Annotated in this window: 15 protein-coding genes; 5 read left to right on the forward strand and 10 right to left on the reverse strand. The window is 55.7% G+C overall.

Annotated elements, in window-relative coordinates:
- Positions 1 to 352, forward strand: a 352-nt coding sequence (locus tag JAO79_RS11980; protein ID WP_227664588.1) for a DUF6279 family lipoprotein, incomplete at its 5' end; no start/stop codon positions are given.
- 75 nt (positions 353 to 427) lie between these two features.
- Here JAO79_RS11980 and JAO79_RS11985 read toward each other — a convergent pair.
- The 5 genes from JAO79_RS11985 to JAO79_RS12005 all read right to left on the reverse strand — a co-directional run bounded on the left by JAO79_RS11985 (position 428) and on the right by JAO79_RS12005 (position 5,570).
- Positions 428 to 1,198, reverse strand: a complete 771-nt coding sequence (locus JAO79_RS11985; RefSeq protein ID WP_199007501.1) for an SDR family oxidoreductase — start codon at positions 1,196 to 1,198, stop codon at positions 428 to 430.
- Between the two features lie 15 nt (positions 1,199 to 1,213).
- Entirely contained in the window at positions 1,214 to 1,903 is a 690-nt protein-coding gene (locus tag JAO79_RS11990) for a histidine phosphatase family protein (protein WP_199007502.1), read from the reverse strand.
- Positions 1,903 to 2,967: a phosphotransferase family protein gene (locus JAO79_RS11995; RefSeq protein WP_199007503.1), complete on the reverse strand. Its 1,065-nt coding sequence runs from the start codon at positions 2,965 to 2,967 to the stop codon at positions 1,903 to 1,905. Before JAO79_RS11995 ends, JAO79_RS11990 begins: the two co-directional genes overlap by 1 nt.
- A 37-nt stretch (positions 2,968 to 3,004) precedes the next feature.
- Complete coding sequence (locus tag JAO79_RS12000) at positions 3,005 to 3,826, reverse strand: SDR family oxidoreductase (RefSeq protein ID WP_199007504.1); 822 nt, start codon at positions 3,824 to 3,826, stop codon at positions 3,005 to 3,007.
- Between the two features lie 535 nt (positions 3,827 to 4,361).
- Positions 4,362 to 5,570: an acyl-CoA dehydrogenase family protein gene (locus tag JAO79_RS12005; RefSeq protein ID WP_199007505.1), complete on the reverse strand. Its 1,209-nt coding sequence runs from the start codon at positions 5,568 to 5,570 to the stop codon at positions 4,362 to 4,364.
- A 150-nt stretch (positions 5,571 to 5,720) separates the two neighbouring features.
- Between JAO79_RS12005 and JAO79_RS12010 the strand changes: the two genes are divergently transcribed.
- Positions 5,721 to 6,620: a LysR family transcriptional regulator gene (locus JAO79_RS12010; RefSeq protein ID WP_199007506.1), complete on the forward strand. Its 900-nt coding sequence runs from the start codon at positions 5,721 to 5,723 to the stop codon at positions 6,618 to 6,620.
- Here the strand turns inward: JAO79_RS12010 and JAO79_RS12015 are convergent.
- The gene (locus JAO79_RS12015) at positions 6,617 to 6,973 is read right to left on the reverse strand and encodes a hypothetical protein (protein WP_199007507.1); all 357 of its coding nucleotides are present in this window, start codon (positions 6,971 to 6,973) and stop codon (positions 6,617 to 6,619) included. The two genes, JAO79_RS12010 and JAO79_RS12015, sit on opposite strands and share 4 nt — an antisense overlap.
- Positions 6,974 to 7,159: 186 nt before the next feature.
- Between JAO79_RS12015 and JAO79_RS12020 the strand changes: the two genes are divergently transcribed.
- Both JAO79_RS12020 and JAO79_RS12025 read left to right on the forward strand, forming a co-directional pair.
- A complete protein-coding gene (locus tag JAO79_RS12020) occupies positions 7,160 to 8,314 on the forward strand; it encodes an isocitrate/isopropylmalate dehydrogenase family protein (protein WP_199007508.1) in 1,155 nt (384 codons plus the stop codon).
- Between the two features lie 44 nt (positions 8,315 to 8,358).
- Entirely contained in the window at positions 8,359 to 9,618 is a 1,260-nt protein-coding gene (locus tag JAO79_RS12025; RefSeq protein ID WP_199007509.1) for an aspartate aminotransferase family protein, read from the forward strand.
- Between the two features lie 83 nt (positions 9,619 to 9,701).
- Here the strand turns inward: JAO79_RS12025 and JAO79_RS12030 are convergent, their stop codons facing one another.
- On the reverse strand, positions 9,702 to 10,271 hold the full coding sequence (locus tag JAO79_RS12030) for a DUF1439 domain-containing protein (RefSeq protein WP_227664589.1): 570 nt from the start codon (positions 10,269 to 10,271) through the stop codon (positions 9,702 to 9,704).
- Positions 10,272 to 10,339: 68 nt separating this feature from the next.
- Positions 10,340 to 11,566 (reverse strand): pyridoxal phosphate-dependent aminotransferase, encoded by a 1,227-nt coding sequence (locus JAO79_RS12035; protein WP_199007510.1) that lies wholly within the window; start codon positions 11,564 to 11,566, stop codon positions 10,340 to 10,342.
- A 158-nt stretch (positions 11,567 to 11,724) separates the two neighbouring features.
- On the opposite strand from JAO79_RS12035, the gene JAO79_RS12040 reads away from it, so the two are divergent.
- Positions 11,725 to 12,702, forward strand: coding sequence for a D-2-hydroxyacid dehydrogenase (locus JAO79_RS12040; RefSeq protein WP_199007511.1), 978 nt, complete (start codon positions 11,725 to 11,727; stop codon positions 12,700 to 12,702).
- A gap of 54 nt (positions 12,703 to 12,756) precedes the next feature.
- Here the strand turns inward: JAO79_RS12040 and JAO79_RS12045 are convergent, their stop codons facing one another.
- Positions 12,757 to 13,422: a LuxR C-terminal-related transcriptional regulator gene (locus tag JAO79_RS12045; RefSeq protein ID WP_133006238.1), complete on the reverse strand. Its 666-nt coding sequence runs from the start codon at positions 13,420 to 13,422 to the stop codon at positions 12,757 to 12,759.
- 43 nt (positions 13,423 to 13,465) lie between these two features.
- Positions 13,466 to 15,415 carry an acetate--CoA ligase gene (gene acs, locus JAO79_RS12050; protein WP_199007512.1) on the reverse strand — a complete coding sequence of 650 codons (1,950 nt, stop codon included), beginning with the start codon at positions 15,413 to 15,415 and terminating at the stop codon, positions 13,466 to 13,468.
- Positions 15,416 to 15,619 lie beyond the last annotated feature (204 nt).

Here is a 15,619-nt window from a genome sequence, read left to right on the forward strand (position 1 = left end):
ATGGCTTGGCGATCTGAATCAGCAACAGCGGACCATCGTCGAAAGCTGGTCAGCGGATCGTGGCCGGCAAACGGAAATCTGGTTAACAGGGCGGAGAAACTGGCAATTGGCATTGCTAGACGTACTGGAGCAACGAGGCGAGCCCGGCTTTGCTGAACAGGTGAAAGAGCTGCTGGTTCACTCAGAGCGTGCCAGAGGCGCGGAGTACCAGGCCATGCTGGCCAAAAGCCGGGGCGCGATGGCCAGATTGATGCACGATCTTCTGCAGGCCGGAGATACCCGGCATCAGGATCACCTGCTGGCCAGGGCCAGTGAGCTGAACGGAGATTTCGCCGCGCTCACCTGCAGTTAGAAACCAATTGCGATGCCAATGAAAAGGGCCCGATGACTCCGTATCATCCGGCCCTTTTTGCGTATCGATCAGCTTTTAAACCGTCAGGTATCCACCGTCAGCATTGATGCAGGCGCCAGTGGTATAGCTGGAGGCATTAGATACCAGGTACAGCACGGTACCAGCCATTTCATCGGGATCCGCGACACGCTTCATGGGGATGTGGGCCATGGCTTGCTTCTTGATAGCGTCGTTGGTGGTCAGGGCGCTCGCAAACTTGGTATCCGTCAGGCCTGGCAGCAAGGCATTAACCCGCACGTTCTGCTGCCCCAACTCCATCGCGAAGGACTTGGTCATCGAGATGACGGCAGCCTTGGTGACGGAGTAAATGCCCTGAAAATGCCCCGGATTCACACCGTTCACAGACGCCACGTTAACGATAGAGCCACCGCCATTTTTCTTCATCAGCTGCGCACCGCGGGCGCACATGAAGAAATAACCACGAATGTTCACGTCCACCGTTTTCTGGAAAGCACCTAGATCGGTGTCTTCGACCGGGCCAAAGTACGGGTTGGCCGCCGCGTTATTCACCAGAATATCCAGTTTACCGTGGGCCTTGGCGATGTGTTCCCAGGTGGCTTCAATCTGGTCCATTTCACCAATGTGGCAAGCCACGGCTTCAGCACTACCGCCGGCGTCGCGAATGCTGCTGGCAACGGTTTCACAATCATCAATTTTTCGACTGCTGACAATCACGTGAGCACCGTAAGTGGCCAAGGTACGGGCAATACTTTCGCCGATGCCACGGCTGGCACCGGTTACCAGGGCGACTTTACCAGTCAAATCAAACAGGTTCGCGTTGCTCATAGTTGTTCCTCACTCTTATCGGAAGGTCACCAAAGCGGGGTTTTCCGCTTCGAGGTGGCTATAGTTGTTGAAGGTAGCCAGGCTGCGCCGGGCACCGGAATACAGAATTCGGGATACGCTGGTGTTGGCAATCACACTGTTTACTTCCAGCGTTTTTCGGTCGGACAGCTCCAGTAAATTTTGAGCGATCACGGCTATCGGCCCGCCCGAGGTGGAAACCACCACATCCGCGCCATCGGCCACTTCGATCAGCTGATCCAGCGCCTGGTTTACCCGCTGCTTGAAGTGTTGCCAGGTTTCGGCGTACTCGTTATCGTAATCGCCGCTCACCCAGCGTTCGACAGCCTTTTCAAAAGCCATCTGAAACGCTCGGGCCGGCTTGGGGAAACTCGCTAAATCCCGCGCCATTGTCTGCTTGTCGGCCCATTCCGGGCGTAGACGTTCGACAACCTCGACATGATCAAACTCGTTCAAGCCTTCGAGTACCTGCATGTCTGGAAGCGTTGAGCCATAACCGGTCGCCAGTGCTTCTACGGTTTCCCGGTGGCGCTTGAGATTGCCGCCAAAAATGGCGCCCGGCTCCACCTTGTCCGCCAGCCAACGGCCCAGCACCTTGCCCTGCTCCCAGCCTCGCTTGGAAAGCTGGTCGTAATTTTCCTTGCCGAAACTTGCCTGGCCGTGGCGCACTAGGTAAACCGTTGCCATTACAGACTGCTCTCACTGATCAGGCGCAAACACCGTTTTTCGAGATAATTCGCAGCATGACCGAAGGCCGCAAAGCGCTTGTCTTTGGTTTGGCCGTTGTAGAACCGGTAGTAAATCTGCTGAACAATCACCGCCAGCCGGAACAAGCCGTAGATTTCATAGAAATCAAAGTTCTCAGCCCGGAACCCGGATTTTTCCATGTAGTATTCCACTACTTCCTTACGGGTCAGCATGCCCGGCTGGTGAGTGGGCTGACGGCGCAGCATCTGGAACGGGCCTTCATCATCGGCCTCAATCCAGTAGGCCAGCGTGTTACCCAAGTCCATCAACGGATCGCCAATGGTGGCCATTTCCCAATCCAGTACACCGATCACTTCAAACGGGTTGTCGGGGTTCAGCACCACGTTGTCGAAGCGGTAGTCGTTGTGGATCACAACCTGGGCAATGTCGTCTGGCATTTTCTCGTTCAGCCAGCTCATGACGGCTTCGAAGTCACCCACATCTTCGGTGCGCGCCTTGCGGAAACGATCGCTCCAACCGCCAATCTGGCGCTGAACATAGCCTGCCCCTTTACCCAGTGTGTCCAGGCCCGCGGCTTTCGCGTCAACGGTGTGCAGGTCAACCAGTTTGTCGATCACATTCAAACACAGCTTGCGGGTATCCGCTTCGCTCAGTTCAAGATCACTCGGGAAATCCTGACGCAATATGATGCCTTTGAGCCGTTCCATTACATAGAAATCGCAGCCCAATACACTGTGGTCGTCACAGATGGCCACGATGTTCGGCACGTAGGGATACACCGGCTTCAACGCTTCCATCACCCGCGCTTCGCGCAGCATGTCGTGAGCGGATTTGGCAATTTTTCCAAACGGCGGCCGACGCAGTACAAACGACTGGTCACCGTAGTCCACTTGATAGGTCAGGTTCGATGCCCCACCCGGGTACTGTTTGATGGAAGGCTGACCTTCCAAACCCGGAATGGCCTGTTTCATGAACTGGTCAACCACTTGAACATCCAGCTCTTCGCCTTCCCGGATGGCTACGGCCTGATCAATCTGTGTCATTCATTCTCTCCTGTGATCCTGTGGCTAGCTCGGCCACTCAGGCGTTGCTTTTGCTTCCCATCTTACTCATCCAGCGCTTGGTTTCCTGGTACATCAACCAGTCAAACGCTTTCGGCGCGTGGCGTTTGAGCATCCACATACGGCGCTCTTTCGCATGGGGCAGCACCCAGAAATCTTTGCCTTTCACGCTACGGACAATATCGTCGGCTACGTCTTCAGCGGTGATGCTGGAACGCTTCATCAGTTTGTTCACGTTCTGTTGAATGCCCGGGATATCCGAGCGCATGCCGTTTGTGAGATTGGTCTGGAAAAATGCCGGGCATACGCAACTTACATGTATTCCGGAATCCCGAAGTTCTTGGCTAAGAGTTTCGGACAGCGCAATCACACCCGCTTTGGAGACGTTATAGCTGTTCATCAATGGCGCAAGCATCAGCCCAGCCATAGAGGCGATGTTCACAAACGCGCCAGACTTCTGTTCTTTGAACAGCGGCGTAAACGCCTTACAGCCCCGCACAACACCCAGTACATTGATGTCGAGTATCCATTCCCAGTCGCCAATGGTGGTATCTTCGATCGCCCCTGCGGAGGCTACACCGGCGTTGTTGACCACAACATCGACACCGCCCCACTTTTCCACCAGATCATCCCGGACTTTCTCGAAATCGCTCAGGCGGCGTACATCGCACTCAACGAAGTAACCTTCGCCACCGGCATTGTTCAGCTCTTTTTCAATCGCGATGCCCTGCTCCGGGTTAATGTCCCCAATGCAGACCTTGGCACCTTCTTTCGCGTACCGCAATGCAATCGCCCGGCCCAAGCCACTGGCTCCGCCGGTTATGAATACTCGTTGTGTCATTGTCTGTTCACCGCTTTACGTTTGAGTTCGTTGTTATAGTTTCGAGCCCGACCTTAGAGTAAGAGTTGGTACCGGATAGGCCATTCCAAAAACCGCTACGAGCACATCCATGTGCGCTTCTCTCCGGCCATCCATGGCCTACGAAATTTTTGGAATGGCCTATCCGGCACCAACTCCCAAGCTCCTCAGTAAGCTGTTCAAATTTAGACAATCTTTAGCCGCTTCGGCAAAAGCTTCAACTCTTCTGGCGCTGCCAGCTTCGTCTACCCGCAATCCCTCTGATAAGCCAAAAGGTGCCGTTGGGGGTAGGCTTCTGAAAATGTGCGGAGCCATGGATGGCGGAGCAGAAGCGTCACATGGGTTCGGCCGAGCGCTTATGAAGCAAAGCTTCATGCGACAGCCGAACGACCGCAATCTACGATTGCGGGCCGGACCCCGCAGGGGTGCCGAAGGAGCGGTTTTCAGAAGCCCCACCCCGATGGCCACCCAGCACCAAACCCTCAGGCTAAGGCGTCACAATCACCCAAGTCTGAACTTATTTATACTTCCGAAGCTCAAGGCGAGCCACCATCGCCCGATGCACCTCGTCAGGACCATCAGCCAATCGCAGAACCCGAGCATAAGCAAACAGCGCGGTCAGCGGGAAGTCGTCATCGCTGACGCCACCGCCACCATGCATCTGAATCGCATCATCCACAATCTGCTGCAACATCGCAGGCACCACCGCCTTGATCATCGACACTTCCTGCAAGGCACCAAGAATGCCCTTCGTATCCAATGCCCAGGCACACTTCAGCGTCAACAACCGCGCCTGCTCGATGTTCATCCGGGCATTCGCAATCACATCCGGATTACCGCCAAGTTTCGCCAGCGGGCGACCGAAGGCCTCACGGCTCATGGAACGCTTAACCATCAATTCCAGAGTACGCTCGGCAGCACCGATTGCGCGCATGCAGTGGTGTACCCGGCCCGGCCCCAAACGACCTTGGGCAATTTCAAAGCCACGGCCCGGGCCAGCGATGATCGCGCTTTTCGGCAAACGGACGTTTTCGAACAATACCTGACCATGACCATAAGGCTCATCGTAAGCCCCGAAAACCGGCAGCATGCGTTCGATGGTGATGCCCGGAGTGTCCATCGGCACCAACACCATCGAATGACGGCGATGTTTATGGGCGTCTGGGTCGGTCACTGCCATGAAAATGCCCACTTTGCAGTCCGGATGCCCAACCCCCGTACTCCACCACTTGCGACCATTAAGAACCACTTCGTCGCCCTCAACCACCGCCGTCGCTTCCATGTTGGTGGCGTCAGAAGAGGCAACCGCAGGCTCAGTCATAAAGAATGCGGAGCGGGCTTCGCCGCTCATCAATTGGGGCAGCCATTCCGCTTTTTGCTCATCGGAGCCGTAGTGGATCAACACTTCCATATTGCCGGTGTCGGGCGCATTACAGTTGAAGATTTCCGGCGCAATAAAGCTGCGGCCGGTTTCTTCAGCAATCAGGGCGTAGTCGGAGTTCAGCAAGCCACAGCCATGCTTCTCATCTGGGAAGAACATATTCCACAGGCCCTGGGCCTTGGCCTTTTCCTTCAGTTCCTTGATGATCGGCAGCACTACCCAGCGGTTCTCCTGAGCGGCCAGTTCTTTATGGTATTGCTCTTCAATCGGGTAGATCTCATCACGCATGAACGCTTTCACGCGCTTCAGATAATCTTGGCCCTTCTCGGAAATATTGAAATCCATGGTGCAGCTCCTCGCGCTTACCGGCCCCATCTTCCAGGGCGCACTTTCGATCAGATGGCAAACAGTCTAGGAGGCAATACGCTATTACGCGACTGAATTGTTCTTATCGTTTATCATTATCGTTACTTATTCTGCAATCGGATATTCATGATGGCTCTGAATCGACTCGACCTGAATCTGCTGCACGTGTTCGACACGATTTATCGTGAAGGCAGCCTCACCCGCGCTGCCAAGGCCCTGCACCTGACACAACCCGCCGTGAGTCATTCACTCGCCCGGCTGCGCGAGCATTTTGATGACCCGCTCTTTACCCGCCAAGGCAATCAAATGGTGCCAACACCTCTGGCGCGGCGTTTTCTGGAATCCATGCGGCCCGGCCTCAACCAGGTGCAAAGCGCAGTCAATCAGTTTCATGCCTTTGATCCCGCCAGCCAACGTAAAACCTATGCACTGGGATTGAGAGACGTTCTGGAATCGACGTTTTTGCCGGAACTGATGAATAGATTGGCACCCTACCCCGACATGGAGATTTCCAGCCAACGGGTGGCGAGGCGAGAAATGGAAAGCCAATTGGCGGCGGGCAAGCTGGATTTTGCCATCGATGTTTTGTTGCCCGTCAGCAACCAGACCAGTCATGAATTACTTCGGCAAGACAGGCTTGTGGTACTGGCGCGCAAAAAGCATCCCGTCGCGGAGAAAGGCCTGACCATGGCGTCCTATCTTGAAGCCAAGCACGTTTTGGTTTCGTCCCGGAGCGAAGGGCCCGGATTGGAGGATTTCGCGCTGTCTCGCCAAGGCGCGCAGCGGGATATCCGCTTGCGCTGCCAGCATTACTATGCGGCTTGCCGCGTTGTTGAAGCTTCAGACTTGCTGCTGACCATGCCTGAAACCTACGCCAGGATTATTGCCGAGCGCGCAGAGGTTGAAGTGATGGCTCCTCCCGGCGAAATGCCGTCGATCGACGTGCATTTGTACTGGCACAAAGCCTACGAACAGGAGCCTGCGCTGGTGTGGTTCCAGGAGCTGCTGCGGGATCTTCAGGAAGGTTAATACGCCCCGACTAGCATCAGAAAGCCCATAAAACTGGCGGCGGTCAAGCTCAGCGAAACCACCACTATGCCAAAGCCCCACCAGACTGCAGCGCCACTGGATATGTTCACACCGTGGCCCAGCAGCGTTCGGTAAAACGCCCAAGGCCCCAGAACAAAGGCGCCAACCACCGCAAACACCAGACCGATGGCAATGCCGGCAAAGGTCCAGGTTGCCAGCGCGGTTGCACGCTCGGACACCTGCTCCTGCACACCATGATGCTCAAGAAACTTCTTGCAGAAGAACCAAATCAAGCCGAACAACGCCGCCACAAAGACGAGCGCACCAATAAGCGTGACAATCCGATAAAGCACTGGGACATCCTGTTTTCGGGAGTTTAATAGAAGCCGAAGCCACCTTTGGGCCACTATAACCATCATCGTTCACAAGGCACAACAGAACCTTGGTCCCCTCATCTCCGATAACTGGCATATAGCTGCTTCAGGGCTACACTGGGGTTGTTGAATCCGCTTACCCCACACCGCTCAGGAGGTTCGGGAATGAGCCAAACCACCCGCATCGCCGTTACACCCGGAGATGGCATTGGTCCGGAAGTTGTCGCAGTCGCTATCCATTGTCTGGAAGCGTTACGCGCCAAACACCAACTGGCACTGGAGTGGACACGTTTTCCATGGCCGTCTCATGCCTGGCACGAAGAACACGGAGAAAGCTGGCCTGCCGATGCGCTGACGCAACTCAAGGCCTACGACGCCATCCTGTTGGGCGCACTGGGCGACCCGGGGCCCATCAACGATCCTGACCGCTATCTATTGTCTGACAGCGTCTCACTTTCGCCACTTCTCGAGATGCGCAAAGGCTTTGATCAATGGGTTTGCGAACGACCCGCCCGGCTTTTACCCGGAGCACGCCAGTATCTGAAGGACGACCGCGCCAAAGACATCGACATGCTGGTGATCCGGGAAAACAGTGAAGGCGAGTACGTCAGCCAAGGTGGCCGACTGCGTCAGGGGACCGCCGACGAAGTGGCCACCCAAATGGAAGTCTTTACTCACCGAGCGACCGAACGAATTATCCGTTACGGCTTTGAGCAAGCCCGAAAACGCGCAACCGAACGCTCTAAGAGTGGCAATGCGCGCACATTCAAAACTCTGGATGGTCGCCACTGTGAAAGTCAGGTGTGCGTAATCACCAAACGCAACACCCTCAGGCACTGGGGTGATCTGTATACGGAAGTCTTCGAAGCCGTCAGCAAAGATTATCCTGATATCGCCACCCACCATGAGCTCGTCGATGCTGCTTGTATGAAGTTCGTGCAGTGCCCCTGGGCCTTCGACGTGGTGGTTGCCAGCAATTTGCAGGGGGACATTCTCACCGATCTGGCCGCCGTTCTATCCGGTGGTATGGGCGTAGCCCCGTCCTGCAACCTGAACCCCACCAACCTCGAGATGCCGTCGATGTTTGAGCCGACTCATGGCAGCGCCCCGGATATCGCCGGTAAGGGCATAGCCGACCCTACCGCTATGCTGTTCACCACCGCGCGCATGCTGGAATGGCTGGGTCAAAAAGACGCCAAGCTCGCGGCCGCCGGTAAAGAACTGTTTGAGGCTGTGGCCGCTGACCTTGCCGATTCAGGCGATGAACAGCGCAACACACAGGAAATCGGAGACGCCATCCGCAAACGACTGGCCCCGTAACCAGACTGCTGAACCTTTTTCACATTCATTCCGGGAGGTAATCAATGACCGACCAAAAGGGCAAGCTGTCCCCTTTGCTGAAACAAGCCACAGGTGTCACTGCCGCCAAAGGCGAAGGTGCTTACATTATTGATCCGGAAGGCCGTCGTTATCTGGATTTCACCTCGGGCATTGGCGTCACCAGCACCGGCCACTGCCACCCCAAGGTGGTTGAGGCGGCACAAAAACAGGTGGCAACCATGATCCATGCCCAAGCGACTACGGTCATGAACCCTCGCTTGCCAGAGCTTGCCGAAAAACTGGGGGAGCTGACACCGGATCCTTTGAACGCGTTCTTCTTTTCCAATGCCGGTACCGAGGCGGTTGAAGGAGCCATTCGATTGGTGCGCCAGGCCACGGAGCGGCCAAACATCATCGTATTTCACGGCGGCTTCCATGGCCGCACTATGGGTTCGCTGTCACTCACTACCTCGAGCGTCGGCCTGCGGGCCGGTGTCAGCCCAATGATGAGTGGCGTTGTTGTTGCGCCCTTCCCCCACGCCTTTCACTACGGCTGGAGCGAAGAGGAAGCCACCGATTTTTGTTTACGTGAGCTGGATCGAATTTTTGTTACTTATTCGGCCCCTAAAGAAACGGCCGCCATGTTCATTGAACCCGTTCAGGGCGAAGGCGGTTACGTTCCTGCGAACACCCGGTTCATGCAAGGACTGAGAGAACGCTGCGACAAACACGGCATTATGCTGGTGTTTGATGAAGTGCAAGCCGGCTTCGGGCGCAGCGGCAAGTTTTGGGCCCACGACCATTTTGACGTCACCCCCGACGCCATCCTGATTGCCAAAGGCCTGGCCAGCGGTTTCCCCATCTCGGCACTGGCGGCCTCGGAGGAAACCATGGCTAAAGGCTGGCCCGGATCTCAGGGCGGCACCTATGGCGGCAACGCCATTTCAGCCGCAGCTGCCATCGCCACCATCGATGTCATCCGCGAAGAAGGCCTCGTCGAGAATGCGGAGCGCATGGGTAAACGCCTGCGCAGCAATTTGGAATCGTTGAAGAAAGATTATCCGGATATGGCGGACATTCGAGGCATGGGCCTGATGCTGGGCGTGGAAATGCGCCGCGGCGATGCCCCGGACGGTGAGCGTGCCGGCAACATTCTCAAAGAGTGCGAAAAACGTGGCTTGCTAATGTTGCGCTGCGGCCCCTACCAGGAAATCGTGCGCTGGCTGCCGCCACTGATCGTCAATCAGGAGCAGATCGACGAAGCGACCCGCATCTTTGAGGAGGCATTGAACGCAACTGCCTGACCGTGCTTGATAAACAGAAAAGCCCGAATGACACAGATTCATCCGGGCTTTTTTTAATTCATCGTCGTTGTCACAGCAGCATTTTACTCCGCCATAACCAGCTCCAACCGACCGCGGGCAACCCGGATATCCATCGGCACCACTCCCAACAAGCGCTGAGCGGTGCTTGTCTCATCCAATCGGTACACCGGCATGGTTTCCAGCATCTGGGCCACTACCCTCATGACAGAGTCTGTCACCGGGCCCAAATCTCCTTTGAAAAACGGCGAATCAATGGAGCTTTCCAAAAGTTGCAGGCGGCGTATGTAAACGGCTTTTTCTTTGCTGTCATAAACCGGCGCGCCTTCAACTTTAAGGGCAAGATCGACCGGCAGCTTGGTCAGCAGTGCATTGAGGGCAACCTGCCCTTTCAGATCAATAACGGCTACGTCACGGCCATCCGGCCCCAACGTGATATCGGCATCTTGCAGGCTAAGACTGAGTGGTGAGCCACTTTGCAGTTGTTCGCGGTCGTATTTTGCCACCGCGTTCTTTAAATGCTGCTCCACTTCACCTTCAGTAATGGAGTACGGGGAAAAACTGGCGCACCCGCTTGCCAGCACAACAGCAAATATCAGGGTTAAGCGCACAATCGGTTTAAGCATGTTGTTCATTCGTCAGCCTCCTCGGAAGACCCCTATAGTGCGGGATCTACCGGGAGCTGACAACTTACAGTCCTGTATCAGAACTTCTGTTTGGCCATCCAGGGAATAATACGATCGAAGGCTTCATTCATTCGCTCGCACGTGAGCGAGAAACTGAACCTTAGCGCATTAGTGCAATGGTCGCCGAAGGCATCGCCCGGCACGACACAGACGCCGGTTTCTTTCAGCATCCGCAACGCCACATCGGAGCCGTCTACATGGGGCGGCAGATTGGGGAAGGCGTAGAAAGCACCACCCGGCTTATATCCCGTCAGGTGTGGCGTGCGATCGATCAATTTAACGATATTATCCCGGCGCTCGCGATAAATGTTCACCATGTCCTGAACGCAATGCTGTTCTGCCGAGAGCGCCGCCACGCCGGCAAACTGAGCCGGAGTGTTCGCCACCGATGTGGTGAACATGTGGTACCGCCGCAGCGATTTGATGGCCGCTTGGCTTGAGATCACCCACCCCACTCGCAGGCCGGCCATACTGTAGGTTTTAGAAAAACTACTGATGCACATGATGTTGTCGAGATCGACCGCGCAACTGAGCACGCTGGCAAAATCGTCGTCATCAAACAGCATATGGTCATAGACTTCATCGGCGTAAACCTGAATGCCTCGGTACGCACACTCCTCCAGAATGGTCTCTACCGTGCTGCGCGGATAAACCGCCCCGGTGGGGTTGTTCGGGTTATTCAGCACCAGCGCAAAGGTGCGGGACCCCATGGCCTTGATGACATCATCAGGATCCAGCTGATGATTGTTTTCCGCGTATGTGGGGATGTACTTTACTTCTCCGCCGGTCATCCGGATCAGCGGTGCATAGAGCAAAAATGAGGGGTCGGTAACAAGAAACTGCCTGCCCGGTGCCGACGTGGCCGAAATCGCCAGGTACAGAGCCTCGGTCGCGCCACTGGTAATCAGGATGTTGTCCCGGGTGAGCTTTCGGTTGTAGCGTTTGCCGTAATAATCGCGCAAGGCCACCAGCAGTTCCGGTAGGCCGGCGTCCATCGTGTAACCGGTTTGCCCGGCGTTGAGCGCGTCAACATAGGCCTCGATAATATGCGGTGGCGTGGGTTGGTCAGGCTGCCCGATGGAAAGATGAATAACATCCTTCATGGTAGAGGCCATATTCACAAGTTTGCGAATGCCGGACACGGGAATGGCCTGCATGGCGGGATTCCAGCTGGCCTTCGCTTTCCGGTACTTCATCTTGCGAGACGTCGCCTGCTCCACATTCTTGTTCAATGGCTCCGGCATTGTCCACCTCCTTGCACGTAGGGAAAATAAAGGCTTACCTCGAGCGTAGCACGAAGCCCCGGGGGTACAAGTAAAGCCATTGATTTGACCATCGCCCCGCTGACAACCAGACTGTGTAGGCATCAATGAACAGACTGCCAACCCCTTCTGGAGCTGACATGACAGAGTCCCGAAAACCGGTTGTTACCGTGCTCACCGCCCCCGATGACCCCACGCCGCCGGGGATTGAACCTCTGAAAGATCAGGCCGAAATTCGCTTCGCCTGCGATGAACAATCACTGCGGGAGACCTTGCCCGGCACCGACGTTATGATGGTGACGGACTTCCGTACCGAGGCGCTTGAGGCTGCCTGGCCTGCTGCCGATCGTCTGCAGTGGATTCACGCCACCAGTGCCGGTGTCGATGCCCTGATGTTTCCAGCCCTGATCGACAGCGATGTAACGGTGACCAACGCGCGCGGCATTTTCGACCGAACCATCGCCGAGTACGTACTGTGCAGCATTTTGATGTTTGCCAAAGACTTCCCCGAATCACTGAGACTGCAGGCCCAGCGCCAGTGGAAACACCGGGATACCGAGCGCGCTGAAGGCAAACAAGTGCTGGTGGTGGGTGCCGGTTCCATCGGCCGTCAGATTGGCCGTTTGGTCAGGGCGATTGGCATGCACCCTCACGGAATCGCTCGAACCGCTCGGGAATCCGACCCGGATTTCGATGCCGTACACAGCAACGAGGCGCTGTATGAGCAGCTCGAACAAGCCGACTTTGTGGTGATTGCAGCGCCATTAACACCACAGACCGAAGGTCTGTTTGATGCAAAGGCCTTCGCCGCGATGAAAACATCGGCCCGGTTGATCAATATCGGCCGCGGCCCCATCGTGAACACCGGGGCTCTGATCAAGGCACTGGACAACGGAGAAATTGCAGGCGCGGCCCTCGATGTCTTCGAAGAAGAGCCACTACCGGAGGATCACCCTTTGTGGGCGCGGGAAAATGTCATTATGACCGCGCATATGGCGGGTGATTTCATTGGCTGGAACCAGGCTCTGACCGAGCAGTTTCTCGACAATTTCAAACGGTGGTCCCAGGGCGAAGAAGTCTTCAATCTGGTGAACAAAAAGCTGGGTTACGCGGGCTAAAAGAACGGGAGCCATCAGGCTCCCGTTTCTTATCCGTACCGAAAAGCCCAACCATCAACCGCCCGAAAGCGACTGCTCGGAAGGGTCAAGCTCCATTTGCTGAATGGCGATGACCGCTTGGGTCCGGTTGCGCACACCCAACTTACGGAAGACCGCTGTGATATGGGCCTTGATGGTGGCTTCCGATACATCCAGATCGTAAGCAATCTGTTTGTTGAGCAGCCCTTCAGCCAACATGCCCAATACACGGAACTGCTGGGGCGTCAGAGAGGCCAGGCGCTCTGAAAAGTCCGTAGGTTCGGATTGCATTCGCTCGATCTTGTCAGCCACGCCGTCCGGCAGCCACACATCACCTTCCAGAACCGCCTGAATGCCTTCCGTGATGGTCGGCAGAGGCGCGCTTTTCGGGATGAAGCCGGAGGCGCCATAGTCCACCGAGCGGCGCATAACCTGCAGGTCTTCGGAACCTGACACAACCACCACAGGCAAGCCCGGATACTGGCCTCGCATGAACACCAGCCCTGAATAACCATGCGCACCCGGCATGTTCAGGTCCAGCAAAATCAGGTCAGCATCGGGGTTGGCCTCTACCGCCGCCTGTAATGCCTTGATGCTGTCCACTTCGACTGTATTGGCATCCGGCACCGCCTGGTTGACCGCCTGTTTCAAAGCTGCTCGAAACAAAGGATGGTCATCAGCGACGATAATTGTTTGTGTCATTCCACACATTCCTCACAGGTTATTGGCTGGCTCACGCCGGCGCTTAATGGGACGCCCGGCTGCCAATCAGTTCATCCACTACACTTGGATCGGCCAGCGTGGAAGTATCTCCCAACTGGTCGTGCTCATTGGCTGCAATCTTACGCAAAATTCTGCGCATAATCTTGCCAGATCTTGTTTTCGGAAGGCCCGGAGCCCACTGAATCACATCCGGGGACGCAATCGGCCCGATTTCTTTCCGGACCCATTGCACCAACTCTTGTTTCAGCTCATCCGACGGCTCTTCGCCCTGCATCAGCGTGACGTAAACATAAATGCCTTGGCCTTTGATTTCATGGGGATAGCCCACCACAGCGGCCTCTGCCACTTTAGCATGAGCAACCAACGCACTTTCAACCTCCGCAGTACCCAAGCGGTGGCCAGACACGTTCAACACGTCATCCACACGGCCGGTGATCCAGTAATCGCCATCCTCATCCCGGCGTGCCCCGTCGCCGGTGAAATACATGCCCTTGTAGGTGCTGAAATAGGTCTGGATAAAGCGTTCGTGATCGCCATAAATGGTGCGCATCTGTCCGGGCCAGCTATCCAGAATCACCAGGTTGCCCTCGGTGGCGCCGTCCAGCAGATTACCGTCATTATCCACCAAAGCCGGCTGAACACCGAAGAACGGCCGCGTGGCCGAACCCGGCTTCAGATCCACCGCGCCCGGCAGGGGCGCAATCAGAATGCCGCCGGTTTCAGTTTGCCACCAGGTATCCACAATCGGGCATTTGCTGTTGCCAATCACACGGTGGTACCACTCCCAGGCCTCTGGGTTGATCGGCTCGCCAACCGAGCCGAGCACGCGCAGGCTGTCGCGTGTGGTGCCATCCATGCAGGACGCACCTTCGGCCATTAGTGCACGAATCGCGGTAGGCGCTGTGTACAGAATATTAACCTTATGCTTGTCTACAACCTGGCCTATCCGCGAACTGTCAGGGTAATTCGGCACACCTTCGAACAGCAGCGTGATCGCACCGTTCGCCAAAGGACCGTATAGGATATAGCTGTGGCCGGTTACCCAGCCAAAATCCGCCGTACACCAGTACACATCACCATCATGATAATCAAACACATACTGATGGGTCATTGAAGCGTACACCATGTAGCCACCCGTGGTGTGTAACACACCTTTCGGCGCACCGGTGGAGCCGGAGGTATACAGCATGAACAGCGGGTCTTCGGCGTTCATCGGTTCGGGCTCGCACTCCGCCGACGCCTTCGCCATCAGATCTTCATAACGAACATCACGCCCTTCCGTCCAGGGCACCTGATCGTTGCCGGTGCGGCTGACCACAATCACACGGTCTACCTTGGCCTCGCTTTCGTGCTTGAGTGCCGCATCCACATTCTTTTTCAACGGAATGGCCCGGCCTCCACGCAAACCTTCATCCGCCGTCACGATAAACCGAGACTTGCCATTTACCACCCGGGCTGCAAGCGCTTCCGGAGAGAATCCACCGAACACCACCGAATGGATGGCACCAATGCGGGCACACGCGAGCATTGCAACCGCCGTTTCGACGATCATCGGCATGTAGATGGTAACCACATCGCCTTTCTTCACGCCCTGATCTTTCAGCACGTTGGCAAACTTACACACTTGTTCGTGCAGCTCACGGTAGGTCACATTGCGCGAAACCGAGGGGTCGTCACCTTCAAAAATAATCGCAGTCTGGTCACCGCGTTCAGCAAGGTGGCGATCAAGACAGTTGGCCGAGGCGTTCAAAACACCATCTTCGAACCATTTGATAGACAGGTTATCGTAATCGTAAGTGCTGTTTTTCACCTTGGTAAACGGCTTGATCCAGTCAATACGCTTGCCATGTTCGCCCCAAAATTCGTTCGGGTTTTCAACGGATTGCCGATACATCTGGTCGTATTGCTCCGCCGTCACCAAAGCCGCTTGCGCGATATCTGGCTGAACCGGATACACCTTTTTATCTGTCATCGTCTTCCCCTTGCTCAGAGTTGTTATCTTTATCGAATGTCGTTTCAAGGCGGGTGGAACGCAGGGCCGCGTTCAAAAATATGGTTACACGTAGTTCAACACGTGAATCACTCAACAATGAATTAGACGAACGTCCAAAATAAACAGGACGTTCGTCCAGCCTACGAAAAGAGGGGAAGGTCACATTTCGAGCAACATTTGCTC

This window comes from Marinobacter litoralis (assembly GCF_016427555.1).
GTDB lineage: Bacteria > Pseudomonadota > Gammaproteobacteria > Pseudomonadales > Oleiphilaceae > Marinobacter > Marinobacter litoralis_A.